Here is a 24,046-nt window from a genome sequence, read left to right on the forward strand (position 1 = left end):
ACGATGAAGGTCAGCCACTACTTCGAGTTCGAGTCGCGGGTCACGGGGGGGATCCGCGAGTCCGTCGCCCATCAACGGAAGATGCTCGACCGCCTCGGGATCGAGTACACGACCGAGCCGACGCTCGAGGCCGACGTGTTCCACTGTAACCTGCTCGGCCCCCGGTCGGCGTGGTACGCGCGACGGGCGTCACGCCGGGGGGTACCGGTCGTCGCGAACACGCACGTGACCGCGGAGGACTTCGGGGACAGCTTCCGGTTCACCAACGCGCTCGCGAAACCCCTCCGCCCGTACCTCGAGTGGGCGTACGGGCTCGCGGACGCGCTCGTCTGCCCCTCCGAGTACAACCGCGGGGTGATCGAGTCGTACGCCGACGTCCCGACGACGGTCATCTCCAACGGCGTCGACCGTGAGAAGCTCGCCGGCTTCGAGGGGCTGGAGGCGACCTACCGGGACCGGTACGAGCTCGCGGAGCCGGTCGTCTTCCTCGTCGGCCACGTGATCAAACGCAAGGGCCTCGAGACGTTCGTCGAGACGGCCCGCCGGCTACCCGACGTCGACTTCGCGTGGTTCGGCCCGCTCGACCTCCCGTTGAAGGGTCGGGAGACGACGGCGCTGATCGAGGGTGCCCCCGAGAACTGTACGTTCACCGGCTACGTCGACGACGTTCGCGGGGCCTACGCCGCCGGCGACGTGTTCTGTTTCCCGACCCACGAGGAGAACGAGGGGATCGCCCTGTTGGAGGCGATGACGGCCGGGAAGCCCGTCGTCGTCCGCGACATCGAGACGTTCGCGTGGCTCGAGGACGGCCGGGAGTGTCTGAAGACCGCGGCGGACGCCGGCGTCGACGCCTTCGTCGAGGCGATAGGGCGACTCGCGGACCCGGACCTCCGCGAGCGGCTCGGGGCGAACGCGGCGGCGCGGAGCGAGGAGTTCTCGCTCGAGACGGTGGCGGAGCGCTACCGGTCGCTGTACGAGGGGGTGGTCTGAGTGCGGATCGGCTTCTTCACCGACAGCTACTTCCCCGGGATCGACGGCGTCACCTACACCATCGACCTCTGGCGCGACGAACTCGAGGCGCGGGGCCACGAGGTGTACGTGATCTACCCGGACGGCGACTACGAGCCCGACGAGCGGGAGATCCCGGTCAGGTCCCTCCCGAACCCCTTTTATGAGGGCTACCGGATCCCGACGTACCGCCGCCTCTCGACGCTGCCGGAGCTCGACGTGGTCCACTGTCACGGTCCCGCGCCGGTCGGGATGCTCGGGCGGTACTACGCCCGGAAACGCGGCCTTCCGTCGATATACACCCACCACACGCCGCTCGAGGAGTACTTCCATCAGAGCGTCGGCGTCGCCTCGGTCGCGGCAGTCCTCTCGCGACTGTACGTCCCGCTCGAGAACGCGTTCCTCCGGACGTTCGACGTCGTGACCGCCTCGACGAACCGGATCGACCGCGACGTCGAACACGTCCCGCTCCCGGTCGGGATCGACATGGACTTCTTCGAGCCGACCGCGGAGGACTGGTACCCCGATCGGACCGTGATCGGCTACAGCGGCCGGCTCAGCATGGAGAAGAACGTCGAGGAGGTGCTTCGAGCCGCCGAGGCCCTCCCCGAGTACCGGTTCGTCGTGGTCGGCGAGGGGCCGCGTCGCGAGGCACTCGAGCGCGACGCGCCGGCGAACGCGACGATCCGCGATTTCCTCCCGCGGGAGGACCTCCCGACGTTCTACTCGTCCGTCGACGCGTTCGTCACGGCCTCCACCGGCGACACGCTGGGGCTGTCCACTCTCGAGGCGAACGCCTGCGGGACCCCGGTCGCCGCGGCCGACGTCCCGCCGTTCGATCAGACGATCGGCTCCGGCAACGGCGAGCGGTTCACGCTCGGCGATCTCGACGGGATGGTCGACGCCATCGAGACGTGTCTCGCGACCGACCGGGACACGCGGACTGCCGTCGAGGAGTTCGACGTCGAGCGCACGCTGGAGGACCTCGAACACCTCTACCGGAACGCGCGCACGCCAACCGACCCCACGGCGATGGCCGGGGACGACTGGCCGCTCTCCGAGGGCCCCATCGAGTGAGCCGACGACCGTGGCGCTGTGGTCGGGTCGATCCGATTAGATCCGTCGGAAGTCGCCGAGACGCGTCCCGTCGAGGAGGTACGCGTCGCCGGCGACGAGCCCGTCCGGGAGGAACGGCGCGAGGAACGACCCGCCTTCGACGTTGATCCACGTGCCCCCGGAGCGCTCGTTGAACGCCGGGAACACGACGAGCTCGGGACCGGATCCCGCGGGACCTCCTTCGCCGTCGTCCGGCTCCCCCTCGCTGTCGTCCGGCTCCCTCTCGCTTTCGTCCGGCTCCCGCTCGCCGTCGTCCCGGTGGTCCTCCGCATCGAAGACGGAGGGGTTCAACGGGCCGCGGAGCCAGGCGCGCTCGGTTCGGGACCCGCCGACCGCGTCCTCGAGTCTGACCTGCGGGTGTTCGTGACCCATACAGACCACGTCGGCGGACCGCAACGCCGGGTCGGGCCGGGTGTGGCCGTGGAGGACGCCGAGGCCGGACGCGTCGGCGGTCCGACCGTCGCCCTCACGCGAGGTGCCGTCTTCCCGCAGGAGGCCCCCCTCGGGCGCGATCACGTCGATATCGTCGGCGAACGCCGCTGCGACGCCGGCGTCGTGGTTGCCCTCGACGAGCGTCAACGGGACGCGGTCCGTCACCGCCGACACGAGCCTCGCCAGTTCCTCGCGCTCTTCGCCCTCCGGCGCGCCGATCCGGTGTGCCAGGTCGCCGAGGACGACGAGACGGTCGACGCCGGTCGCGTCGATCAGCGAACACAGCCGGTCGACGCGCTCGTCGGCACGGCTCTCGAGTTCCACCCCGCGCTCGTAGCGGAGGCCGACCTCGATGCCGGCGTGGACGTCCGCGACGAGCAACGCCCGCTCCGCGCCGAGGTCGGCGACGGCCGCCGGCTCGTCGACGACCGGCTCGACCGCGGCCATCAGATCGCCTTGAGCAACCCGTCGCCCGGCTCGTAACACTTCCCGCCCATCAGCGCGTCCTGGACGGCGTCCTCGACGGCTTCGGGGTCGACGCCGTACTCGGCCGCGACCGCCTCGACGACCGCCTCACGGTCCGCGCCGTCGCCGTCGTCGAGCGCGTCCATCTCCTCGACCGCCGCGGCCTCGAGGTCGACGTCGTCGGGGGCGACCGCGTCGTCCCCCTCGCCGCCGCTACCGTCGTCCCCCTCGCCGCCGCTACCGTCGTCCCCGCTTCCGTCGTCGACGTCGACCGCCGGCTCCGACCCGTCGTCATCGCTCACGGCCGCGGGCCCGTCCCCCTCGCCGGCTTCGCCGTCCTCGGACGGCCCGTCGGGTCCGGGCACGTCGATGTCGGCCTCCCCCGGTTCGTCGACCTCGGATCCGGTCGCGAAGTCGGTCCCGAACTCCGACTCTATCTCCTCACGCTCCGCCTCGTCGAGCTCGTACATCCCGTCGGCGGTGTCGGGAGCCGTCGGCTCCGAGTCGGAATCGACAGCCTCACCGTCGCTGGCCCGCCCGTCCTCGGTCTCGTCGGCATCGAAGTCGCCGAGGCCGGTCCCGTCGTCGGTTCCGCTCGAACCGTCCGACTCGCCGAGCGCCTCGGAGTCGCCGGAACCGTCGACCCCGGCGGGATCACCGGTCTCGTCGGCAACGTCGACGGCGTCGCTCTCGTCGGCAACGTCGACGGCGTCAGCGGCGTCGACGGCGTCTCCCGTTCCGCCCTCGAGCGGTTCGGCCGTCGCGGGCGTGGCGGGTGAGGACTCGTCCGGGGTCGCCGCCGGATCGGCCGACGGCTCACCCCCTCCGACGGCCACAGTCGGTTCGATCCGCACGTCGGTCTCCGGCAGGGGGCCGACCGTCGCATCGTTGTCGGCGTCGGGGGCGATCTCGGGGGCACGGACGTCGTCGCGCTCGCCGGCTATCAGCTCCAGCGCGTCGACGGCGAGCCGTCGGACCGCCTCGATGTACGCGGGGGAGGTGTCGTAGTGGGCGATCGCCTTGGGGATCCCCACTGCCAGCGACGCGGGCGCGCCGCCCGCTTCGAGCGCACTGCGGAGCTCCTCGCCGCGGAGGTCCGAGTCGAGCGCTCGCTCGAGGACGGCGAGCCGATCGAGCGTCGCCTCGGCCGCGGAGACCACCCACCGGTCGCGGGTGCCGGCGTCGACCTCGCTCACGCTCTCCGGGCGCACCGAGGTGAACACCCGGTCCGAGTCCTCGGGCTCGAACGTCCGCGCCTTGCCCGTCAGCGCGACGAACGCGGGCGTCTCGACCCGCTCGAGGAACGCCTGCTCGTCCGGCTGGTACTGGCCGGCGTACGTCACGAACGCGCCGGAGGGGTCGACCACCCGCCCGCGGCTCGTCCGGTCGTTGACGCGTTCGACCTCGGTGAGGACGCCCGCGACGAACAGCCGGTTGACCCGCGCGCCCGTCGGCGTCACCACGTAGTTCGGCGCCCGCTCCTCGTCGCTCTCGGAGTACGACAGCGAGGCGTCGTCGAACTCCGCGGCGAACAGCCGGTGGGCGACCTCGCGGGTTCCCGGCCCGTCGTCGCTCATCGGCGCACCTCCGCGAGCGCCGCGCGGGCGGCCTCGGCGGGGTCGTCGTCGGCTCCCTCGAAGGCGGTCGCGTCGAGCGTCGCGCCGTACTCGTCGACCGAGAGGCTCCCGCGGACGCGGTAGGCCCTGCCCACGAGCACCTCCGCGATCGACTCCGCGACCACGTCCTTGTCCATCGCGTCCGTCGCGGCTGTGAGCGCCTCCTCGAGTCCGCCACCGTACACCTCGGCCGTGAGCTCGTCGTCGAGGACGACGGTGACGGTCTCGGTGCCGTCGTCGAGGATCGCCTTCACGCGGAGGTCGTCCTCGCCGTCGACCTCGCCGTGGCTCCGGCACTGCCCGTTCTGGATCACCCGGCCACACTCCGGACAGCGCTCGATGAGTCCCGAGCCGTCGCGCACCTCGAGGACGTTGCCGACCAGCTCGACGTCGAACATGCCGCCGGAAGCGACCGCCTCGGCGACCGGGAGCCGTGGCGCGCTCTCAGCGACCGCGACGGGCTCCGGGAGGGGGCTCACCGTCGTGAACTCGGTGAGGTTGATCGAGGGGACCCCGCGGAACTCGCGGGCGTAGACGTCCTCGATCCTGAGGTCCGCGCCGGCCTCCAGCTCGGGGCGCGGGTTCCAGTCGGTGAAGGGGAGCTTCGCGGTCGGATCGCCCACGACGCCCTCCAGTATCTCCGTCTCGCCGTCGCGCCCGGAGATCGTCTTCGATTCGACCTCCAGGACGCGTACCTCCACGTTGCGGCCGCGGTCGCCCGCAGCGATATCGACGAGGTCGCGGTCGCCGCCGACCTCGTGGTCGACCGCGACGGGCTCGTCCGCGATCGCGACGGTCGTCGACTCGTTGAGGTTGAGCTCGGGCTCGCCGTCCCACTCGCGGACGCCCGCGTTGCCGATCGTGAGCGAGTCGCCCGGCTCGAACCCGAAGTCCTGCCAGGCGGTGTAGGAGATCGTTCCGGTTCCGTCGGCGAGCTCGCCCTCCCGGATCGTGAGGTCGTCGCCCTGATACCGGATCGTTCTGGTGCCGCGGGTGAGCACCCGGACGGTGACGGTGACGTTGCCGTGGTCGGTGGTGATCTCGGCGAGGTCGACCGACTCGGGCGTCGGGCTCGACCCGCCGCCCCCGCCGCCGTGTTTCCGGCGGACGCTCTGTTTGGCCTCGTCGATCGGCACGCTGTACTCGAGTAGGTTCTCCAGGTCCGCTTTGACCTCCGTCTTGTCGACGCCGAGGTCGGAGGCGAGCTCCTCGGCATGGCTGTTGACGTCCATCGGTCGGGAGTTCGGCGCGACCCCACAAAAGGGTTCACCCGGGGGTGTGCTCCCGCTCGTCGGGGCCGACCGCGATCCGGTCGTCCCTCGCTCGCATCCGGTCGTCCCTCGCTCGCATCCGGTCGTCCGGCACAGCTAAACCGTTCCCGTCCGCAGGGGGGGACATGGCCGAGATCGAGACGAGCGAGGTCGGGATCGACACGCGCGTCACGGCGGAGCGAACCGTCATCGAGGTAACCGGAACGCGGGACGTGGCGGTCGTCGTGCGTTCGGCGGGCGGCGAGCGGATCTACCTCCCGCCGGAGGACTTCGACGAACCCGTCTCGGAGTCGTCGTACGCCTCCCCGTACACCTCGCCGTACCAGAGCGCGGAGGCCCGCGAGGAGGACGGCACCCCGTATCGTGGAGCGGTCGAGAGCACCCGCGGCGTGGTCGAGACGGCAGACGGCTTCCGGGTTCGGCACCCGGAGCCGGTGACCGAGATGGACGTCTTCCGGGCCGAGTAGGGTCGCCGACCGTTCAAGCCACGTCCTCGTAGACCGCGAGCGTGTCCCCGGCGACCGCCGACCAGTCCCGGCGCTCGTACTCCGGCGGCGATTCCCTGTCGAGCGCGGTTATCAGCCCGTCGACGATCGACTCCGAGTCCGGCGTGACCTCGATCAGACAGTCCTCGGGGAGGATCTCCGCGGCACCACATCGCGTCGAGACGACCTGCGTGCCCGCCTCGAGCGCCTCCGTGATCGTGATCCCGAACGGCTCGGAGAAGGAGGGGGAGACGAACGCGTCGCTCGCAGCGTAGTAGTCGCCGAGTTCCGCCTCGGGCACGTAGCCCACGAACTCCACTTTCTCCTCGATGCCGACCAGCTCGGCGAACCGCTTCAGCTGTTCCGTCTGGTGGCCGGAGCCGCCCACGACGAGCGTGACGTCGCGCCCGCGGAGCTTCTTCATCGCGTACAGGAGGTGTGAGATCCCCTTCTGGTCGGTGTGTCGCCCGACGAAGAACAGCATCTCGCCGTCGACCCCGAGCTCCTCGCGGACGTCCTTCCCGGAGAACTTCGGGGTCGAGAAGCCGTTGTAGACGACGTGCGAGTCGGCCCCGTACAGCTCGCGGATGTCCTCGCGGACGATCTCGCTCACGGCGATGTTCGTGTCCGCGGCGTTCGCGAGCCGGCGCTCGGTCTCGACCTCACGCGTGGGCGGGTCGATGTTCCGATCGCTCGCCAGCGAGTGGAACGAGGACACCCACGTCGCGTCCGAGGCCCGCGACGCCTCCCGTCCCGGCCCGTACCCGAACCAGTCGTGGGTGTGGATCACGTCGTAGTCGGGCGCGAGTTCGACGAATCGGTCGCTGAGACGGCCAACACGGGTCGCCACGTCGCCCTGGCCGGTCTCGACACCCTCCAGTCCCGGCTCGCCGTCGGGCGTGAGCTCCGCGGGCAACACCAGCTTGGCGTCGACGTCGAACTCGTCGCGCAGTCCCGAAAAGAGTTCCCCGACGTGGACGTCCAACCCGCCGGTGACGTTCGGCGGATACCCCCAACCTAACATGAGTACGCTCGGCGGCATACGTCCACGATTGGGGACTCGCTACTTAGCTATGGTCCCTCGCGGACGACTGCTCCGGGGACGTCGCGGACGACAAAAAACGGGAAGAAAACGGAGCGACCGACGCGCTCAGGCCGCCGTGACGGCGTCGCGGAGCGCAGCCGTCCGCTCCGTGATCGCCGCCGCCGCCGCCTCGACGGCGTCGAGGGGATCCCCGGACTTGGATTTCACCGTAAGCACGGGGTCGGTCTGGCCGCCGGACTGCTCGGGGTTCACGTCGTAGGTCGCGGCGGCGACCTCCTCCGTCTCCAACAGCGCGCCCTTCAGCACGTTCATGAACGTGTGGTCCTCGCCGGCGATCTCGATGCGGAGTTCCGTGTCGGTCTTCTCGATGACCCGCAGTTCCATACCCGTCGTTCGCCCGAGCGGCGTTTCAACGTTTCGTCTCCCGGATCTCGGCCGATCGGAGCTGTGGCCGGGGCGTGGCCGAACCGTGGCGGGGGTGGGGACGGGCCCGGTCGACCGACACCTCACGCCGTCGGCTCGAATTTGACCCCGTAGCGGGGGACGCCCTCCTGCTCGTAGATCCGCCGGACCGTCGCCCGAACCTCGTCGCCGACGGCGACGTCGCCCGGGTCCGCGTCGGTGATCTGAGCGGGGAGCCGGACGCGTCCAGCGTCGGCGTCGAGTTCGACGATCGCCACGGCGTACGCGCCGTCGCGCTGCTGGAGCTCCGCGAACTCCGGCGGCGCGCCGCCCTGGCCGATGACCGTCAGCGCCCGGACCGTCCCGGTCCGCGGGGCCTCGAACTCCGTGAACTCGACCCGCGAGCGACACGACTGACAGGCCCCCTCCGGCGGGAAGCTGACGCTACCACACTCGGGACAGACCCCCGCGACGAGCCGGTAGCGCTGGTCGAGCGACCGCCGCCAGTTCGGCAGGCTGACGTGGGCGCCGCCGCCCGCGACCTCGCCGTCCACGACGTACCCCCGCTCGCGGAGGTACGAGACGTAGTCGATCGTCGCCCCGCCGTCGAGGTCGGCGATCCCCTCGACGGCGAGACCGCCCTCGACCGCGACCGCGACCGCGGTACCGCCGCCGAAGAAGGCCGCTATCGACGGCCCGGCGCCGTTCGGCTCGTTCTCGACGTCGCCGGCGTCGTCCGCGTCGCTTTCTGCGTCCGTGTCGCTTTCGGCGTTCGCGTCGCTTTCGGCGTCGCCGTCGAGGGCGGCGTCCGCGTCGTCCAGGGCTGCGAGCAGTCCGAGCGGGACCGTGGCGGCGCCGGCGTCGCCGATCCGGTCCACGACGGTCCCCGCAGAGACCGCCTCGTTCGAAACCGGGAGGTCGGCGGTCGCCCGGTACGGGAACCGGCCGTCCGGCTGGTGGACCGCGGCCGCGTCGACGTCCGCGGGGTCGACCGGGAGCGACGAGACGGCGTCCGTCACCGCCTCGCGGACCGCGTTCCGTTGGTAGGTCGTGACCCCGAGCGAGTCCACCTCCTCCCCGCCGCGCTCGCGAAACCGGACCCCCGGCGTCTCCTCGGTGTGCCAGGCGGTGCCGGTCACCGGCGCGGACGGGTCGTCGTCGACGACGAACGCCGCCGCGCCCGCCCCGAGCGGGTGGTCGCCTTCGGCCGGGTCGCCCTCCGGACAGTCGGCGACGACGACGAGCGCCGGCCCCTCGGCGTCGAGCGCCCGCGAGAGCGCCTCGGCTCCCGCCGCCGTATGGCCGCCGACCGTCGCCGTCTCGACCGACTTCGGGAGCGCGAGCGCCCGCACGAGCCGCGGGAGCAACTCGCCCTCCTCGGCCGGAGGGGTCGTCGTCGCCACGGCCGTGAGCGTCAGCTCGTCGCGGTCGACCGCGTCGCTCGAGAGCGCGCGCTCGGCAGCCTCGACGGCCATCGTCAGGGCGTCCTCGTCGACAGCCGGCACCGCCTTTCGCCGGATTCCGCTCGCGTGGCTCGTCCCCCACGCCGACGCGAGCTCCTCGGCCGGGAGCCGGAACCGGGGCACGTACGCCCCGGCGGCGGCGATCCCCCTCACGCGAGCTCACCCCGTTCGAACACGTGGACGGTGACGCCGCCCCCGCTCCCCCCGACGTTGTGTGTCAGCCCGTACCTCGGGTCGTCGACCTGGACGTGCGCGTCCCCGCGGAGCTGTTCGAACGCCTCGACGACCTGGCCGGTTCCGGTCGCGCCGATGGGGTGCCCCTTCGATTTGAGCCCGCCGGAGGTGTTGACCGGGAGCTCCCCGTCGGGATCGGTGACGCCCTCCCGGAGGAGCCGGCCGGCCTCGCCGCGCTCGCAGAACCCGAGGTCCTCGTACGCGAGCAGCTCGGCGATGGCGAAGCAGTCGTGGACCTCGGCGAAGTCGAGGTCGTCGGGGGCGATCCCCGCAGCCTCGTAGGCTCTCTCGCCCGCGGTGACGCTCGCCGGGACGCTCGTCAGCGACTCCCGCTGGAACAGCCCGACCCGCCCGCTCGCCGCGCCCGCGCCGGCGACGCGGACGGGGGCGTCGCTCACCTCGCGGGCGACCGCCTCGCTCGCGACGAGGGTCGCGCTCGCCCCGTCGGTGGTCGGACAGCAGTGGTAGAGGTTCAGCGGGTCGGCGACGCTTGGAGCGGAGACGGCGTCCTCGAGCGAGCACTCGAACCCGAGGTGCGCCTTCGGGTTCCTCGCACCGTTCGCGTGGTTCTTCACGGCGACGCGGCTCAGGTCCTCGGCGGTCGTCCCGTACTCGTCCATGTGCGCGCTCGCCATCTGGGCGTACACCCCGGCGAACGTCGTGCCGCTCGTGCGCTCCCACTCGGTCTCGCCGCTGACGCCGAGCCACCAGCGGGTGTGATCGGAGCTGGCGTCCGTCATCACCTCGTAGCCGCCCGCCAGGGCGACGTCGACGAGCCCCGACTTGACGGCAGTGACCGCCTGCCGGAAGGCGAAGCCGCTCGCGGCACACGCGTTCTCGACCCGGGTCGTCGGCACGCCGTGGAGCCCGAGGTGTTCGGTCACGGCGGGCCCGCTCAACCCGATCTGTCGGCCACCGACGCCGAGGGTGCCGAGGAACGCCTCGTCTATCGCGTCGGGGGAGAACTCGCCGTCGACGCTCCCGAGCGCCGCGTCGAAGGCGTCGTCGAACAGGGTGAGGTACGTCTCCTCGGGGAACGAGCCGAACGACGATTGCCCGGCGCCGACCACGTAGGCGTCTCGCATAGTCCCGGGTTTCGGTCCGAGGGGGAAAGCGTATCGGGATCCGGATCCGTCCCCTCGGCGGTCGGGAGCGAACTCCCCGAGGGTCCGAACCGAACGTCCCCCGAGGGTCCGAACCGAACGTCCCCCGAGGGCGTCACCGACCCTCCCACTCCGGCTCGCGGTCCTCGAGGAACGCGTCGATCCCCTCGTCCTTGTCCGCGGTCGCGAACAGCTGGGCGAACAGCTCGGCCTCGTAGTCGATCCCGGCCTCGAGGTCCATGCGCTCGCTCGCGTTGACCGCCGTCTTCGCGAACTCGAGTGCGACCGGGCTCTTCTCGGCCATCGACCCGGCGAGGTCGTAGACGCGGTCGTCGAGCTCCGACGCGGGATACGCCTCCTCGACGATCCCCATCTCCGCGGCTGTCGTCGCGTCGAGGAGCTCGCCCGAACAGATCAGCTTCATCGCCTGTCCCGTCCCCACGAGTCGGGGGAGCCGCTGTGTGCCGCCGCCGCCGGGGATGATCCCGAGGTTGATCTCGGGCTGGCCGAGCTTTCCGCCCTCGGCTGCGATCCGGACGTCACAGGCCATCGCGAGCTCGAGTCCCCCGCCGAGCGCGTGGCCGTTCACGCGGGCGATGACCGGCTTCGGGCAGTCCGCGACGTGCTCGAAGACCCGCGGCCGTTCGCTCGCTGCGCGCTGTTCGAGCGCGTCGCGCTCGCGGAGCTCGGTCACGTCCGCGCCGGCGACGAACGCGCCGCCCTCGTCGTCGCCGGTCACCACGACGACCCGGACCGCGTCGTCGTCCGCGACGGCCTCGAACACCGCGATGAGGTCCGCCCTGAGCTCCGCGTCGAGCGCGTTTCGCGCCTCGGGCCGCGAGAGCGTCACCGTCGCGACGCCCTCCACGCGGTCGCCCACCGACGCCGACACCGTCCCGCTGTCCGCCGCCGCAGCCTCGGTCGGCGTCCCCGCCATCAGTCGCCACCCCGCTCGCCGCTCACGCCGACGACCTCGCCGTCCTCCCAGACGTAGAATCCCTCGCCGGACTTCCGCCCGAGCTTGCCGGCACGGACCTTGCGTTTGAGCAGTTGCGGCGGGCGGAAGCGCTCACCGAGCTCCTCGCGGAGGTACTCGAGGATGTCCAAGCGGACGTCGAGCCCGACCACGTCACAGAGCTCGATCGGACCCATCGGGTGGTTGTAGCCGAGCTCCATCGCAGTATCGACGTCGCGCGGCCCCGCGACGCCCTCCTCGAGCATTCTGATCGCCTCGACGCCGATCGCGACGCCGAGCCGCGAAGAGGCGAACCCGGCCGAGTCGGTGACCGTCACCGGTTCCTTCCCGATCGCCTCGACGAACTCCGTCGCAGTCGAGAGCGTCTCCTCGTCCGTCCGTTCGCCGACGACGATCTCGACGAGCCCCATGATGTGGACGGGGTTGAAGAAGTGGAGACCGACGGCCCGCTCGGGTCGGTCGAGGACGCTCGCGATCGCGGTGACCGAGAGCGAGGAGGTGTTGGTCGCGAGCACCGCCTCCGCCGGCGCGTGGGCGGCCACCTCCTCGAACGTGTCCCGTTTCAGGCCCATGTCCTCGGGGACCGCCTCGACGACGAGGTCCGCGTCGGCGACGGCGTCGGGCAGCGAGGTGGTCGTGGCGATCCGCTCCAGGGCGGCCGCCTTCTCCGCGTCGGTCAGCTTGTCCCTGTCGACGCCGCCCTGGAGGTTCGACTCGATCGACGCGATCCCCGACTCGAGGATCGCCTCCTCGAGGTCACGGATCGTCACGTCGTAGCCCGCCGTCGCGGCGACCTGTGCGATTCCGTGACCCATGGTCCCGGCTCCGAGCACGCTTACACGCATCGGTCACACCGTGATCGACCATGTACATTACGCTGTCGAGTGCGGTCGGTTCGGGGGGGGAACCGGGATCGCCTCCCGATACCGTCGCTCGTCGGGATGATAAACGAAGAATTCGCCGACAGCGGCGTCGTCGGTGTCGACGTCGACCGCGACGTCGTCGGCCGGGTTACTCGCCGACGGCGACGTCGTCGGCGTCGACGTCGACGGCGGCCTCCTCCTCGGCGGCGATCTCCTCGGGACGCGCCTCGAGGGTCAGCTTCTGGACCTCGACGCGGCGCAACGGGTAGATCGTCTTCGCGTCGGCGTACACCGCCGACGAGAGGTTGCCGTCGACGATCGCGTCGACGAACGACTCGAAGGTGCGCTCCTCGGCGGCAGCGTGGACCTTGTCGATCATGACGCGCCGGATCGCCTTCTCCTGAGAGCGGTCCGCCTTCTTCGTCGTCAGCGCGACCGGCTGGACGCGGATCCGGTAGTCGTCCGTCGTCACGACCGTGATCGACGCCTCGACCTTCGAGGCGCCGCGGCGGACGAGCGAGCGCAGGTAATCGCGCGTCAGCTCGTACTTGATGAACTCGGTGTAGGCCGTGTCGCTCCCCACGTCGGTGATCTTGAACGTGAGCTTCGTGTTGTTCGCGCTCGAGTCGCCGGTGAGCTCGCCAAGCGTGGTCGTGATCGTGCGGCCGATCACCTGATCGGGCTCGTCGGCGAGCGTCTCGCCGAGCTCCGCGCGGTCGAACTGTTCGGGTGCCAGTACGGAGTACCAGCGCTTCTGTTCTCTGCTCTTGGATACTGATCGTTCGCTCATGGGTTGTGTCGTGTGTCGGTGTCCGCGTCTGCGTCTCGTGTGTCCGTCTCTCGGATGTTCGTCTCTCGGGCGTCCGCCCCGTCGGCGGCCGTCCCGTCGCCTGTCGTCTCGTCCGCGGTCGTCCCGTCGACGGTCCGGTGTTCGCGAGCCCGTTCGATGACCCGATCCGCGACCCGCAGGTTCACCACGTAGTCGTCGACGGTCGAGCGCAACCCGCCCGTCGTCGGCCGCTCGATTCGGCAGTCGATCGCGTCGCCGTCGACGCGTACCGCCATCGAGTCGGTGTCGTCGGGCGCGAGCGCGCTCGCGACGAGGTCGGCGTCGGCGTGGGTCGTCCGGACCACTGCGGTCCGGCTCCCGCAGCCGTCGGTGCCGGCCTCACTGGAGGCGTCGGTGCCGGCCTCCGCGCGCCTCTCGCCCGTCATAGTGCCCCCCGGAGCGCGGCCAGCGCGTCCGTCGGGTCCCCGTCGACGGCGACCCCGCCGCGGGTCTCGTCCCCCCAGCCGTCGCCGCCCGCCTCGCGGACAGCCGACCGGCAGGCGTCGCCGATCCCGCGGTCGCCGGTCCCTGCCGCCGCGATCCGTCCCGCCGACTCGTCGACGGCGATCGCGACGGGCTCCGGCGACCGGAAGTCCCGGATCAGCCGAGCGACCGTGGGGAGCGTGCTCGCCGGCGCGTCGACGCGGGCGACGAGACAGCCGTCGTACCGGCCGGTCGTCGCGTCGTCGACGGTACGGTGGACAGCGGTCCCGTGGGAGCGCCAGGCGTCGACCGCGGCCGTTCGGAGGTCGTCGCCCGGCTCGCTCGCGAGCGCCAGCGCGACGCCCGTCCCCGGCTCCTCTCGCGCGAGCGCCTCGAGGACGTCGGCGTAGCCGCCGACCGTCTCGAACGGGCCGGCCGCCGCGTCGATCGCGTACGGCCGGAGCGCGCGCTCGACCGATGACGCGCTCCGCGTGCTCGCTCCCTCGGCGCCGGCGACGTCCACGGCGACGAGCGAGGCGAGCTGCCTGTGGGCGTCGCCGTCGAGTTCCGCCGGGAGGTCGAGCGCAGCGAGGGCGGCCCGGGTCGCCTCGACGTCGCCGGAGTACGGCGTCCGGACGAGCGTCGAGGCGGCGATCCCGTCCGCCAGGTCCGCGGTCGGCACCGCCACGCCGGGACGCCGGGTGACCGCGCCGGCGCGATCGGCGGCCTCGAGCGCGTCGCCCGAGCCGTCGGTGCCGGGGACGGAGCCCGCAGCGACGACGCCGGCCAACGCGATCACCGGGTCGGGCTCGACGCCCAGCTCGCGGGCGACCGCGAAGGCGGTCGTGCTCGCGGGCCGTCGCGCCCCCGGCACCGCGTGTGTGCCCCGGTCGACTCCGAGGGTGACCGCGACGTCGTCGCCGGCAGTGTCGGGGACCGGATCGCGGGCGATCCGGACCTGGAACGGCACCCCACGCTCGCGGAGCGCGCGGGCGAGCGTTCCCGCCGCGGCGAGCGCGTCGCCGTCGTCGGTCGCGACGAGCCGGACGAACGGCGCGTCGGCGAGGACGCCGGCGAGCGCGTCGGGGGCGGGCGCGGAGTCGGCGGTGGTCTCGGTCACGGGTGTGTCGTCGGTGGGGTCGGGTCTGTGTTCGTCTCGTTCGGGTCCGCGTTCGTCGGTGCGGTCGTTACTCCTCGAGGAGTTCGGCGGCGTTCTCGTAGGTGTACGTGAAGTCCTCGTCGAGTTCGTCGCCGCGGTAGTAGTTCACCAGCCGGCGGATCTTCGACTCCGTGTTCTGGAGCGCGCGCTTGTTCTGGTAGTCCTGACCGTTCTCGGCCATGTGTTCGCGCAGGCGAACCGCGCGGGCCAGCAGGTGCCGCAGGTCCTCGGGCAGGTCGGGGTCGGCGTCGTGCTCCTCGAGGATCTCGGTGAGCTTCTTTCCGGTGGCGAGTTTGACGTCGGGCACCGGGACGCCCTTGACGCCCTCGTCGCGCAGTTTGATGCCGATGACGCTCGGGTCCTCGCCCTGCTCCGCCAGTTCGACGACGCGGGACTCGATGTCCTCGGCGTCGACGTCGCTCCACTCCGGGTTCTCGTCCGTCGCCGGCTTGTCCGAACCGGACGAACCGCGACGGCGCGTGTGCATTCGTGCCATTGTCTGAGGTTGGAACGGCACAACCGCGAGTACGTGACCGTGCCCCGCGGGACGCGACTCTCGGACCCCTCGCGAACGCGAGCGGTTCCGGCGAGCGCCCGTGAAACGAGCGCTTCAGCCGCGTCGCCGGAGCGACGGCGCACCGCTACGTTCCCAAGCCGTGGGTGAAGAGACCCCGGCGCGTCGGATCCGCAGCTGTGCTGTTCCCGTATGAGGGGTCGTCGTCGGGGTTCTTAAGCGTGTTCTTGTCGGGATCGAGGGCGTGCCGGACGACGCCCTCGAGTCCACGCGTGTCGGTCGTGGCCGGGACGTGGCTCGTTGTGGCCGGGACGTGGCTCGTTGTGGCCGGGACGTCGCCCCGTCGGACCGGGCCGTTTTTTAAGCCGACTCCCGAACGGTCGGGCGTGCTATCGGTCGAGCTGCACTCCCACTCGGCGCTGTCCCACGACGGGCGTGACCCGGTCGACCTCCTCATAGAGCAGGCCGCCGCGGTCGGCCTCGACGCGCTCGCCGTCACGGACCACGACGAGATCGACGCGAGCATCGAGGCGGCCGAGATGGCCCCCGAGCACGGGCTGGTGGGGATCGTCGGCATGGAGGTGACCTCCGCAGCGGGCCACGTGCTCGCGTTCGGGATCGACGAGCTCGTTCCCAGCGGCCTCCCGTTCGACGAGACGCTCGACCGGATCCGCGAGGCCGGCGGGATCGCCGTCGTTCCGCATCCGTTCCAAAAGACGCGCCACGGCGTCGCCGCGCACGTCTCCGAAGAGCAACTCGCGAACGCCGACGCGATCGAGGTGTACAACTCCCGGCTCTTCACGGGGCGAGCGAACCGCCAGGCGGAGACGTTCGCCGTCCGCCGGAACCTGCCGATGACCGCCGGCAGCGACGCGCACATCTCCGAGATGGTCGGCCAGGCGGTCACCGAGGTCGGTGCGGACGAGCGCTCGGCCGACGCGATCCTCGACGCTATCGCCGACGGCCGGACCAGCGTCGTCGGGAAACGCACGCCCTGGCGCGTCTCGTTCCGACAGTTCGCCGGCGGGGCGAAACGCCGCGCGTTCCGGGCGATAAACGAGTTCCGATGACGGCGGAGTCGACGACGGCGGGGCGAACGCGATGACCGACGCACCGGGCGACGGGACCCGTCTCCGCGGCGCGTCCGCGACGCTCGTCGCCCGCGCGGTCCGCGACCGCGACCCCCTTCCCGGGACCCGCGGTTTCGCCGGGTCGCTCGCGAGGGCGTCGCTCCGGGGACACGACGACGGGGACCCGGACGCTCACGGCCGCGTCCTCGTCCGCGACGTGCTCGGACGACAGCCCCTGTTCGTCGAGGCCGGCGCGACCGACCCGACCGATCCGGACGCGTGGAGCTTCGATCGGGGCGACCTCCGGGAGCCGGAACCGGTCCCGGCCGGGTCGGTCGTGTCGGCGTCGGGGGCCGACCGCCGTTGGTCGCTTCCGACGTTCGCCGCCTCGGACCCGGACCCAGCGCAGGCTGTCGTCGACGCCGCGCTCTCGACGACCCTCGAGGAGTTCGCCGCCGAGGACGCCGACCCCTCGAGCGGTCGGCTCGCCGTGGCGTTTTCGGGCGGGGTCGACTCGGCGCTCGTCGCGAGCGCGGTCCCGGAGGCGCCGTGTTACGTCGCGGGCTTCGAGGGGTGTCACGACGTCGCAGCCGCCCGCGAGGCAGCGACAGCGATGGACCGTGACCTGCGGGTCGTCGAGCTCTCACACGACGACCTTCGGCGGGCGATCCCCGAGATCGCCGCCGCGACCGGCCGGCGGAACCCCATGGACCTCACCATCGCCGTCCCGCTGTACCTGACCGCGGAGGCGGCCACAGCCGACGGGGTCGACCGGCTGGCGGTCGGTCAGGGGGCAGACGAGCTGTTCGGCGGCTACAGCAAGGTGGTAGCGCCCGCGGACGACCACCGCGTCGACGCCGACACCGTCCGAGGCGCGCGGACCGAGACGGTCCGGACGCTCCCCCGTCAACTCGAGCGCGACGTGCTCACGCTACGGGCCGCGGGCGTCGAGCCGGTCGCGCCGCTCTTACACGACCGCGTCGTCGACGCCGCGCTCCGGCTGCCGGGCGACCTGCTCGCGACGGCCGACGAGCGGAAGGTGGCGCTCCGGCGCGCCGCGAACGGACGCGTTCCCGAACCGGTTCGCACGGCCGAGAAGAAGGCGGTCCAGTACGGCACGTACGTCTCCCGGGAGATCGACCGGCTCGCACGGCAAAACGGGTTCAAACGGCGGATGGACGACCACGTCGGGCAGTACGTCGACGCGTTGCTCGAGGAGTGAGCCGTCCGAACGGCCACCCCGTGGAAAACCGGCCCGCGCGGGCCGGTCCTGACCAAGCCGCGCGTTGGAGTACCAGTCCTGCGGCTGACGTCCGAGCTCCGGACGCCACCGAAACCGATGCGAGTATCGTATAAAATTCGCGCAGTGGCGACAAATATAACCACACGTCACGGCTGAACCTCACCGATCCACGTGGAGTTCCGGGATATTTGAGACGAACGTCAGATATCGTCCTCGCATCCGGGTCGGAATTCGACGCTTCCGCGTCGTGGGGGCCGAGCGTACGAGGCTGTCGACACCGTCCTCGACTCACCTGACGAGGTACGGGTCGTTGCCGGCGATGAATCGGCCGAGGTCGCTCTCGCGCCGGAAGTCGGTCGACTGGAGCCGTCGGAGCGCCTCGATCAACTCGTCGTCGTCGCCGGCGTCCCACGTCGCGGGGTCTTTGATCGGGAGGACGAGCCAGCCCGCCCCGAGCAGTTCCTCGCCGTGGAGCGCGTCCATGTCGAGGTCGGTCTTCCAAGCGCGGGCGGTGTACTGCCGGAGGACGTGGTCGGTAGCCCTCGCACCGACCGGGAGGAGGACGTGCGCAGCGATGGCCCGGAGCTCCGCGTCGAAGTACCGTTCCATGTCGTCGTACGACGCGGGCGTGGGCTCCCCGTCGGGCAGACACATGTGGAGGTACGAGAGGAACGTCCGGTCCACGTCGACCGGGTCGGGATCGTCGACCGGGTCGGGATCGTCGACCGGGTCGGGATCGTCGTCCGGGTCGGGATCGTCGTCTTCGCCGGGCTCTCCCCTGTCGACCGACGCGAGGAGACCGCCGTCGGTCAACGCGCCGAGGAACCGCGGCGACCACGGCTCCCCCGTGAACGGGACGCCGTCCTCGAGCCCGCCGTGGACGCCGGGGTGGTCGCCGATCACGTGGAAGTCGGCGTTGGCGTCGCCGTATCCCGGGACGAACGACGGGCAGTCCGGTTGCATCCCGAACGGGTTCCGCGTGCGATCGGTGACGTTCTGCACGCCACCCGCTACGTGGTCGCCCCCTAATAGCCCGTTCGATACACTGCGATACGGACAGCCGTTCGATACCCGGCGACGCGGACGCCGATCGACCCACAGGTAGGCGCATGCGTCCCGGTGAATTCTCATAAGTTATGGAAACGAGCCGGATTCGCTGAGCCTGAGATACGCGTCGATCGCCGGTTCCCCGCGAACGTATCTGATATCGAAAACGTCGAACGAAACCGCACGACAGCGTCGGGGTTATCCCGACGCGTCTGACACAAGGTATATATACGCCCCTCGACTGCGGGGAATCGAAGACCCATGTTCGACCGCATCCGCACGGCGGCCCTCTTCGGCCTCCACCAGGCGACCGTTGCCATCGGGATCTCCGCGTTCCCCGTGGCCGTCTTCGCCCGCAAGCAACTCGGCATCAACATCCCGGTCCACCGGCTCGTCGAGACCACCGGCGAGGCCATCGAGGACGTCGAGGAGTAATCCGAGCGCCAGTTTTTCCTCCGTATCCGTCCCCCTTCACCCGCTCTGAGCCCCCGCTCCGCCCGTCGGATCGGCGCCCGGGATATGGTCGTCGGAACCGGCGGCCGGTCCCCGAAGGGTTGCCTTTATCAGCGCGAGGGGCCAACTGGACGGTAATGCGAACACCGACCGACGATCTCTCCGACGGGGCGTCCCTCGAACTCGGCCGCGACCAGCCGGTATTCGGGCCTGAACTCGGCGAGTTCGAACACAGCGAACGCCGTGCTGTACAGGCCGACGGCGAGGGCGAGATGAAGACCGGCACGACGACGGTCGGCATCCGTACCGCCGACGGCGTCGTGATGGCGACGGACATGCGCGCCTCCCTCGGCGGGATGGTCTCCTCGAAGGACGTCCAGAAGGTCGAGAAGATCCACCCCCGCGGCGCGCTCACCATCGCGGGCTCCGTCTCCGCAGCCCAGAACCTCATCTCGACGCTCAAAGCGGAGACGAACCTCTACGAGGCCCGCCGCGGCAAGGACATGTCCATGGAGGCGCTCTCGACGCTCACCGGGAACCTCCTCCGGACGGGCGCGTTCTTCATCGTCCAGCCGATCCTGGGCGGCGTCGACGACGAGGGCGCACACATCTACTCCATCGACGCGCTCGGCGGAACCACCGAGGAGGAGTACACCGTCACCGGCTCCGGCTCGCAGTACGCGCTCGGCGTCCTCGAACAGGAGTACTACGACGAGGTCACGGTCGACGAGGCGAAAACCATCGCAGCGAAGGCGATCCAGTCCGCCGTCGAGCGCGACCTCGCGTCCGGCAACGGGATCAACGTCGCCGTCGTCACCGACGAGGGCGTCGACATCACCCGCCACAAGGACTTCGACGACCTACTGTAGGCGGCTCCGCGCCGTTCTCGCGTTCGTTTTCGTTTCCGGCCGTTGGAGCCGTCCGCGTCCAGATTCGGGACGGACCGGCCCACTCACCCGCGACCGCCCACTCACCCGCGACCGCCCACTCATCCGCGACCGCCCACTCATCCGCGACCGCCCACTCATCCGCGATCGACTGCCTCCTCGGGCGGTCGGATCCCGTCCCCCCAGTAGAACCGTGGACCCAGGAGGAGGTACCCGCCCGAGAGGAACAACAGCGCGAACGCGAACCCCTCGCCGATCCAGACGGGAAGCGCGTCCGTGAGCGCGTGTGCGACCGGCGTCAGTACCACCGCCGTCTGGACGAACCCCATCACGAGCGCGTCCTGCGCGTGGAGGTCCGGGTACGTCACCGTCGACCCCATGAGCACCGCGAAGACCGCAGTGGCGACGACGAGCGGTACCGGGGCGGTGTAGCCCGCGAGCACCGCCGCAGCGATGACCGTCGCTGCGAGCGTCGTCGGCACGCCGACCGTCTCCCGGCTGTCGCTGTCGTAGGCGGTGTACAGTCCGAGGCGGGCGACCGCCATCGCGACGAAGAGGGCGGCGGCCCCGACCCCGGACGCGACGAGGAGGGTGTCGCCGGCGGTCGGATCGGCCTCGAGCACGACCATCGCGACGAGGGCCGCGGGCGCGACGCCGAAGGAGGCGACGTCCGCGAGCGAGTCGAGGTACTGCCCCGCCGGCGTCGACCCGCGGTGTCTGGCGACCACCCCGTCGAGCCCGTCGGCGATGGCGGCCAACAGGATCAGTCGGGCCGCGAGCGCGACGTCGACGGTGGCCGCGACGACCGCGAGGAAGCCGACCGCGGCGTTCGCCACGGTGACCGCGTCGGCGAGGCCCAGCCGACCGACCCGCAGAGACATACCGGATCGGTCGACGACCCCGCTTTTAGGGTTTGTTATCCTCGTGACGGTACCGGTCGAAGCCCGGTCGCTTCGAGGCGGGTCGGCGGGCGAACTGTTAAACGTCCGATGGCCCAATCCATGGTATGGATCCACTTCCCCTCCAATTCGGTTTCGGGCTGGTGAGCGTCGGCCTCCTGTTTCTGCTGTTGGTGATCGTCACGCTCTGGCAGTCCGTCGCGATCGTCGACGCCTACGACAAGGAGGCGCTGACGGTGTTCGGCGAGTACCGAAAGTTGCTCGAGCCGGGCATCAACTTCATCCCGCCGTTCGTCTCGCGGACGTACGCGTTCGACATGCGGACGCAGACGCTGGACGTGCCCCGTCAGGAGGCGATCACGCGGGACAACTCGCCGGTGACCGCCGACGCCGTGGTGTACATCAAGGTGATGGACGCGAAGAAGGCCTTCCTCGAGGTCGACGACTACAAGAACGCGACCTCCAACCTCGCGCAGACCACGCTCCGGGCCGTCCTCGGCGACATGGAGCTCGACGACACGCTGAACAAACGCCAGGAGATCAACGCGAAGATCCGCAAGGAGCTGGACGAGCCGACCGACGAGTGGGGGATCCGCGTCGAGAGCGTCGAGGTCCGCGAGGTCAACCCCTCGAAGGACGTCCAGCAGGCGATGGAACAGCAGACCTCCGCCGAGCGGCGGCGGCGGGCGATGATCCTCGAAGCGCAGGGGGAACGCCGCTCCGCCGTCGAGCAGGCCGAGGGTGACAAACAGTCGAACATCATCCGCGCACAGGGGGAAAAACAGAGCCAGATCCTCGAGGCGCAGGGGGACGCGATATCGACCGTGCTGCGCGCGCGCTCCGCGGAATCGATGGGCGAACGCGCCATCATCGAGCGCGGCATGGAGACGCTCGCGGAGATCGGCAAGGGCGAGTCGACGACGTTCGTCCTCCCCCAAGAGCTCACGAGCCTCGTCGGCCGCTACGGCAAGGCGCTCTCCGGCTCCGACGTCCAGGAGATGGAGGGGCTCGAGGGGCTCGAGTTCGACGACGACACCCGAAAGATGCTCGGGCTCGACGACATCGACGAGATCCTCGGCCAGATCGAGGAGTCCGCGGAGATGGACGTCGAGGAGCTCGAGAAGGAGGCCGAGGCGGTCAAATCCGGGGACGCGGGCGCGAACATCAGGTCGGCCGACGAGGTCATCCAGGAGATGGACGAGGAGGTCCCCGAGGGCGAAGTCGAGCCGGCCGAGGAGACCTGAGTCGTCCGCCGTCGCATCCTTCCCTGGCGTCGACCCGAACGAAGCGCTTTTCCTGTGTACCCGCTTACCACGGGTGATGACCGAGGAGGTCGACGAACGGAAGCGCCGGACGCTCCGGCGGTTCGCCGCGGTCGGAGCCGCCGCCCCGTTCGTCGGGTCCGCGAGCGCCGCGGACGACGGGAACGAGACCCGGGAGGCGATCCGGGGGTACGTCCCCTCGACGCCGGGCGCACACTTCTCGAAGCTCCGTGACGACCTCCGGCTCGGTACCGGTGAGGCCCAGTACCACCTCCGGAAGCTCGAGGAGGCGGGCGAGATCGAGTCGCGAAAGGACGCCGACTACCGCCGGTACTTCCCGGCGGGCCGGTTCGACGACCTCGACAAGCGGGCGCTCGGCTACCTCCGCCGGGAGACGCCGCGGGGGATGGTCCTCGGACTGCTGTCGGACCCCGACGCGACCGGCGCGGAACTCGCCGACGCCCTCGGCGTCTCCCGGCCGACAATAAGTGCGGCGGCGGGCGAACTGGCCACAGCGGACCTCCTCGACCGTACCGACGGCTACACGCTGACCGAGCCGGAGCGGCTGTTGACGCTCGTCGTCCGGTACGCCGACTCCTTCGACGCCGACGCGGTCGCGTTCGCCGACGACGCAGCCTCGCTCGTCAGCTACGACCCTTGACCTCCTCCCACGACTGAAGTCGTGGGCTCTCTCCTGTATTCTCTGTAGTCGACCCCGCCCGTCCCCGCAGGAGCCGCTACGCCGTCACCATCCACGTCGTGCCGGACGAGTAGCCCCACTTCTCGACGTCGATGTCGACGGCCGCGTCGGCGACGGCGCCCATGTTCGCGCCGACTTCCTTCGCGGAGAGGTCGAGCTCGTCGGCGATCAGCCGCGATTTGAAGTAGGTCCGGTCGTCCGCGTTGGACCGGAGGTACTCGAGGATCCGGAGCTGTTTCTCGGAGAGGCCAGTCGGTTCGACCGCGACGGACGCGACGCGTGCCGTGCTCATGTCTCTACGCTGGACGCGCGTCCGCAAAAGGCGGTTGGTAGACCAGGTTAACGCCCCGCTATCGTGCGGTTTCGTCGCCGGACGGCCCCTCGTGACCGCCACCTGCTGGCCGTTTCGGTACGAACCTCGAACCCGGGGGCGCTCCCGCCGTCGGACCCGATCCCGCCGTCGGACCCGATCCCGTGTCGGGGAGATCCCCCGTCAGTACAGGTCGGAGACGAACGGGCCGAGCGCCCCGACGACCGCGTCCGCGAGCGCTCCGGCGCGGTCGATCCCGCCGTTCGTCAGGGCGCCGGCGGCCCCGCCGCGTCTCGCGACGCCCGTGGTGTCGAGCACGTCGTCCATGACGGGGCCGAGCTCCGCGCCGCCCTCGACGCGGCCAGCGACGCCGTCGGGGAGCCGGAGGCTCGGACCGGTACTGCGACCGACGCGGTCGCCGTCGTCGACCGCCGCCCACATCACGAGGAAGAGGCCGTCGACGCCCTCGAACCGGGCCACGCCGCCCTCGAGGCCGACGCCGAGGTCGTACCCGCCCGCCTCGATGACGGCCGCCGCGCGGTTCTCCGCGCCGGCGACGGTCTCGGCGTGGCCGGTCGGTTGCTCGCTCACCCCGGAGGCGACCGGAACGGCGTCGACGTGAATGGAGGCGACTCCCTCCGAGTCGACGCGGGGAAAATCGCTCGGTCCGAGCGTTTCGTGCGCCTCGACCGCCTCGAGCGCCCGTTCGACCGCGCGTCGCTTCACCGGGTTGCCGCTGCCGACGCCGACTCGCATACCGGGGGTCGGTCG

General features: G+C 70.9%; 27 protein-coding genes. 9 read left to right on the top strand and 18 right to left on the bottom strand.

Translation table 11 applies throughout. The features are described from left to right. Positions 1 to 3 precede the first annotated feature (3 nt). Both DQW50_RS10315 and DQW50_RS10320 read left to right on the top strand, forming a co-directional pair. Positions 4 to 990, top strand: coding sequence for a glycosyltransferase family 4 protein (locus DQW50_RS10315; RefSeq protein WP_112079195.1), 987 nt, complete (start codon positions 4 to 6; stop codon positions 988 to 990). Continuing rightward, positions 991 to 2,085, top strand: coding sequence for a glycosyltransferase (locus DQW50_RS10320; RefSeq protein ID WP_112079196.1), 1,095 nt, complete (start codon positions 991 to 993; stop codon positions 2,083 to 2,085). A 36-nt stretch (positions 2,086 to 2,121) separates the two neighbouring features. Here DQW50_RS10320 and DQW50_RS10325 read toward each other — a convergent pair whose 3' ends face one another. From DQW50_RS10325 to DQW50_RS18635, 4 genes are read right to left on the bottom strand one after another with little or no spacing between them, the layout of a single operon-like run. After that, positions 2,122 to 3,003 (bottom strand): metallophosphoesterase, encoded by an 882-nt coding sequence (locus DQW50_RS10325; RefSeq protein ID WP_112079197.1) that lies wholly within the window; start codon positions 3,001 to 3,003, stop codon positions 2,122 to 2,124. After that, positions 3,003 to 4,598, bottom strand: a complete 1,596-nt coding sequence (locus DQW50_RS10330; protein WP_112079198.1) for a hypothetical protein — start codon at positions 4,596 to 4,598, stop codon at positions 3,003 to 3,005. Before DQW50_RS10330 ends, DQW50_RS10325 begins: the two co-directional genes overlap by 1 nt. Further along, a complete protein-coding gene (locus tag DQW50_RS10335) occupies positions 4,595 to 5,869 on the bottom strand; it encodes a Single-stranded DNA binding protein (protein WP_112079199.1) in 1,275 nt (424 codons plus the stop codon). Before DQW50_RS10335 ends, DQW50_RS10330 begins: the two co-directional genes overlap by 4 nt. Before the next feature lie 34 nt (positions 5,870 to 5,903). Beyond that, complete coding sequence (locus DQW50_RS18635; RefSeq protein WP_255417633.1) at positions 5,904 to 6,035, bottom strand: hypothetical protein; 132 nt, start codon at positions 6,033 to 6,035, stop codon at positions 5,904 to 5,906. Between DQW50_RS18635 and DQW50_RS10340 the strand changes: the two genes are divergently transcribed. Then, positions 6,034 to 6,375, top strand: a complete 342-nt coding sequence (locus DQW50_RS10340; protein WP_112079200.1) for a hypothetical protein — start codon at positions 6,034 to 6,036, stop codon at positions 6,373 to 6,375. The genes DQW50_RS18635 and DQW50_RS10340 overlap by 2 nt on opposite strands. A gap of 13 nt (positions 6,376 to 6,388) precedes the next feature. On the opposite strand, the gene DQW50_RS10345 is transcribed toward DQW50_RS10340, so the two are convergent. From DQW50_RS10345 to DQW50_RS10390, 10 genes are all read right to left on the bottom strand, one after another. Further along, complete coding sequence (locus tag DQW50_RS10345) at positions 6,389 to 7,417, bottom strand: glycosyltransferase family 4 protein (protein ID WP_112079242.1); 1,029 nt, start codon at positions 7,415 to 7,417, stop codon at positions 6,389 to 6,391. Between the two features lie 126 nt (positions 7,418 to 7,543). Then, positions 7,544 to 7,822: a DNA-directed RNA polymerase subunit L gene (locus DQW50_RS10350; protein ID WP_112079201.1), complete on the bottom strand. Its 279-nt coding sequence runs from the start codon at positions 7,820 to 7,822 to the stop codon at positions 7,544 to 7,546. Positions 7,823 to 7,944: 122 nt separating this feature from the next. Next, positions 7,945 to 9,456 (bottom strand): OB-fold domain-containing protein, encoded by a 1,512-nt coding sequence (locus tag DQW50_RS10355; RefSeq protein ID WP_112079202.1) that lies wholly within the window; start codon positions 9,454 to 9,456, stop codon positions 7,945 to 7,947. Next, a complete protein-coding gene (locus tag DQW50_RS10360; RefSeq protein WP_112079203.1) occupies positions 9,453 to 10,622 on the bottom strand; it encodes a thiolase domain-containing protein in 1,170 nt (389 codons plus the stop codon). The genes DQW50_RS10355 and DQW50_RS10360 overlap by 4 nt, the downstream gene beginning before the upstream one ends. A gap of 133 nt (positions 10,623 to 10,755) precedes the next feature. Continuing rightward, positions 10,756 to 11,577 (bottom strand): enoyl-CoA hydratase/isomerase family protein, encoded by an 822-nt coding sequence (locus tag DQW50_RS10365; RefSeq protein ID WP_112079204.1) that lies wholly within the window; start codon positions 11,575 to 11,577, stop codon positions 10,756 to 10,758. Further along, on the bottom strand, positions 11,577 to 12,461 hold the full coding sequence (locus DQW50_RS10370; RefSeq protein ID WP_112079205.1) for a 3-hydroxyacyl-CoA dehydrogenase family protein: 885 nt from the start codon (positions 12,459 to 12,461) through the stop codon (positions 11,577 to 11,579). The genes DQW50_RS10365 and DQW50_RS10370 overlap by 1 nt, the downstream gene beginning before the upstream one ends. A 166-nt stretch (positions 12,462 to 12,627) precedes the next feature. Next, positions 12,628 to 13,269: a 30S ribosomal protein S3ae gene (locus tag DQW50_RS10375; RefSeq protein ID WP_112079206.1), complete on the bottom strand. Its 642-nt coding sequence runs from the start codon at positions 13,267 to 13,269 to the stop codon at positions 12,628 to 12,630. After that, entirely contained in the window at positions 13,266 to 13,694 is a 429-nt protein-coding gene (locus DQW50_RS18465; protein ID WP_394338586.1) for a KEOPS complex subunit Pcc1, read from the bottom strand. Before DQW50_RS18465 ends, DQW50_RS10375 begins: the two co-directional genes overlap by 4 nt. After that, a complete protein-coding gene (locus DQW50_RS10385; protein WP_112079207.1) occupies positions 13,691 to 14,851 on the bottom strand; it encodes an exonuclease RecJ in 1,161 nt (386 codons plus the stop codon). Before DQW50_RS10385 ends, DQW50_RS18465 begins: the two co-directional genes overlap by 4 nt. Before the next feature lie 67 nt (positions 14,852 to 14,918). Continuing rightward, positions 14,919 to 15,386 (bottom strand): 30S ribosomal protein S15, encoded by a 468-nt coding sequence (locus DQW50_RS10390; RefSeq protein ID WP_112079208.1) that lies wholly within the window; start codon positions 15,384 to 15,386, stop codon positions 14,919 to 14,921. A gap of 404 nt (positions 15,387 to 15,790) precedes the next feature. Here DQW50_RS10390 and DQW50_RS10395 point away from each other — a divergent pair, with 404 nt between their 5' ends. Further along, a complete protein-coding gene (locus DQW50_RS10395; protein ID WP_112079209.1) occupies positions 15,791 to 16,474 on the top strand; it encodes a PHP domain-containing protein in 684 nt (227 codons plus the stop codon). Between the two features lie 31 nt (positions 16,475 to 16,505). Beyond that, positions 16,506 to 17,696, top strand: coding sequence for an asparagine synthase C-terminal domain-containing protein (locus tag DQW50_RS10400; protein ID WP_112079210.1), 1,191 nt, complete (start codon positions 16,506 to 16,508; stop codon positions 17,694 to 17,696). Between the two features lie 309 nt (positions 17,697 to 18,005). On the opposite strand, the gene DQW50_RS10405 is transcribed toward DQW50_RS10400, so the two are convergent. Continuing rightward, positions 18,006 to 18,719, bottom strand: coding sequence for a uracil-DNA glycosylase family protein (locus DQW50_RS10405; RefSeq protein ID WP_112079211.1), 714 nt, complete (start codon positions 18,717 to 18,719; stop codon positions 18,006 to 18,008). 306 nt (positions 18,720 to 19,025) lie between these two features. Between DQW50_RS10405 and DQW50_RS18170 the strand changes: the two genes are divergently transcribed. Both DQW50_RS18170 and psmB read left to right on the top strand, forming a co-directional pair. Further along, positions 19,026 to 19,199, top strand: a complete 174-nt coding sequence (locus DQW50_RS18170; protein ID WP_198664656.1) for a hypothetical protein — start codon at positions 19,026 to 19,028, stop codon at positions 19,197 to 19,199. Positions 19,200 to 19,354: 155 nt separating this feature from the next. After that, complete coding sequence (psmB, locus tag DQW50_RS10410; protein ID WP_112079212.1) at positions 19,355 to 20,086, top strand: archaeal proteasome endopeptidase complex subunit beta; 732 nt, start codon at positions 19,355 to 19,357, stop codon at positions 20,084 to 20,086. A gap of 155 nt (positions 20,087 to 20,241) precedes the next feature. Here psmB and DQW50_RS10415 read toward each other — a convergent pair whose 3' ends face one another. Continuing rightward, a complete protein-coding gene (locus tag DQW50_RS10415; RefSeq protein ID WP_112079213.1) occupies positions 20,242 to 20,985 on the bottom strand; it encodes a protein sorting system archaetidylserine synthase in 744 nt (247 codons plus the stop codon). A gap of 125 nt (positions 20,986 to 21,110) precedes the next feature. Between DQW50_RS10415 and DQW50_RS10420 the strand changes: the two genes are divergently transcribed. Together DQW50_RS10420 and DQW50_RS10425 are read left to right on the top strand one after the other, a co-directional pair. Further along, a complete protein-coding gene (locus DQW50_RS10420; protein WP_112079214.1) occupies positions 21,111 to 22,247 on the top strand; it encodes an SPFH domain-containing protein in 1,137 nt (378 codons plus the stop codon). A gap of 76 nt (positions 22,248 to 22,323) precedes the next feature. After that, on the top strand, positions 22,324 to 22,926 hold the full coding sequence (locus DQW50_RS10425; RefSeq protein ID WP_112079215.1) for a helix-turn-helix domain-containing protein: 603 nt from the start codon (positions 22,324 to 22,326) through the stop codon (positions 22,924 to 22,926). Between the two features lie 76 nt (positions 22,927 to 23,002). On the opposite strand, the gene DQW50_RS10430 is transcribed toward DQW50_RS10425, so the two are convergent. Together DQW50_RS10430 and DQW50_RS10435 are read right to left on the bottom strand one after the other, a co-directional pair. Then, entirely contained in the window at positions 23,003 to 23,257 is a 255-nt protein-coding gene (locus DQW50_RS10430; protein WP_112079216.1) for a hypothetical protein, read from the bottom strand. 201 nt (positions 23,258 to 23,458) lie between these two features. Beyond that, a complete protein-coding gene (locus DQW50_RS10435; protein WP_112079217.1) occupies positions 23,459 to 24,031 on the bottom strand; it encodes a DUF84 family protein in 573 nt (190 codons plus the stop codon). Between the last annotated feature and the right edge of the window lie 15 nt (positions 24,032 to 24,046).

This window comes from Halorubrum sp. 48-1-W, from assembly GCF_003287355.1.
In the GTDB taxonomy this organism is placed as follows: Archaea; Halobacteriota; Halobacteria; order Halobacteriales; family Haloferacaceae; genus Halorubrum.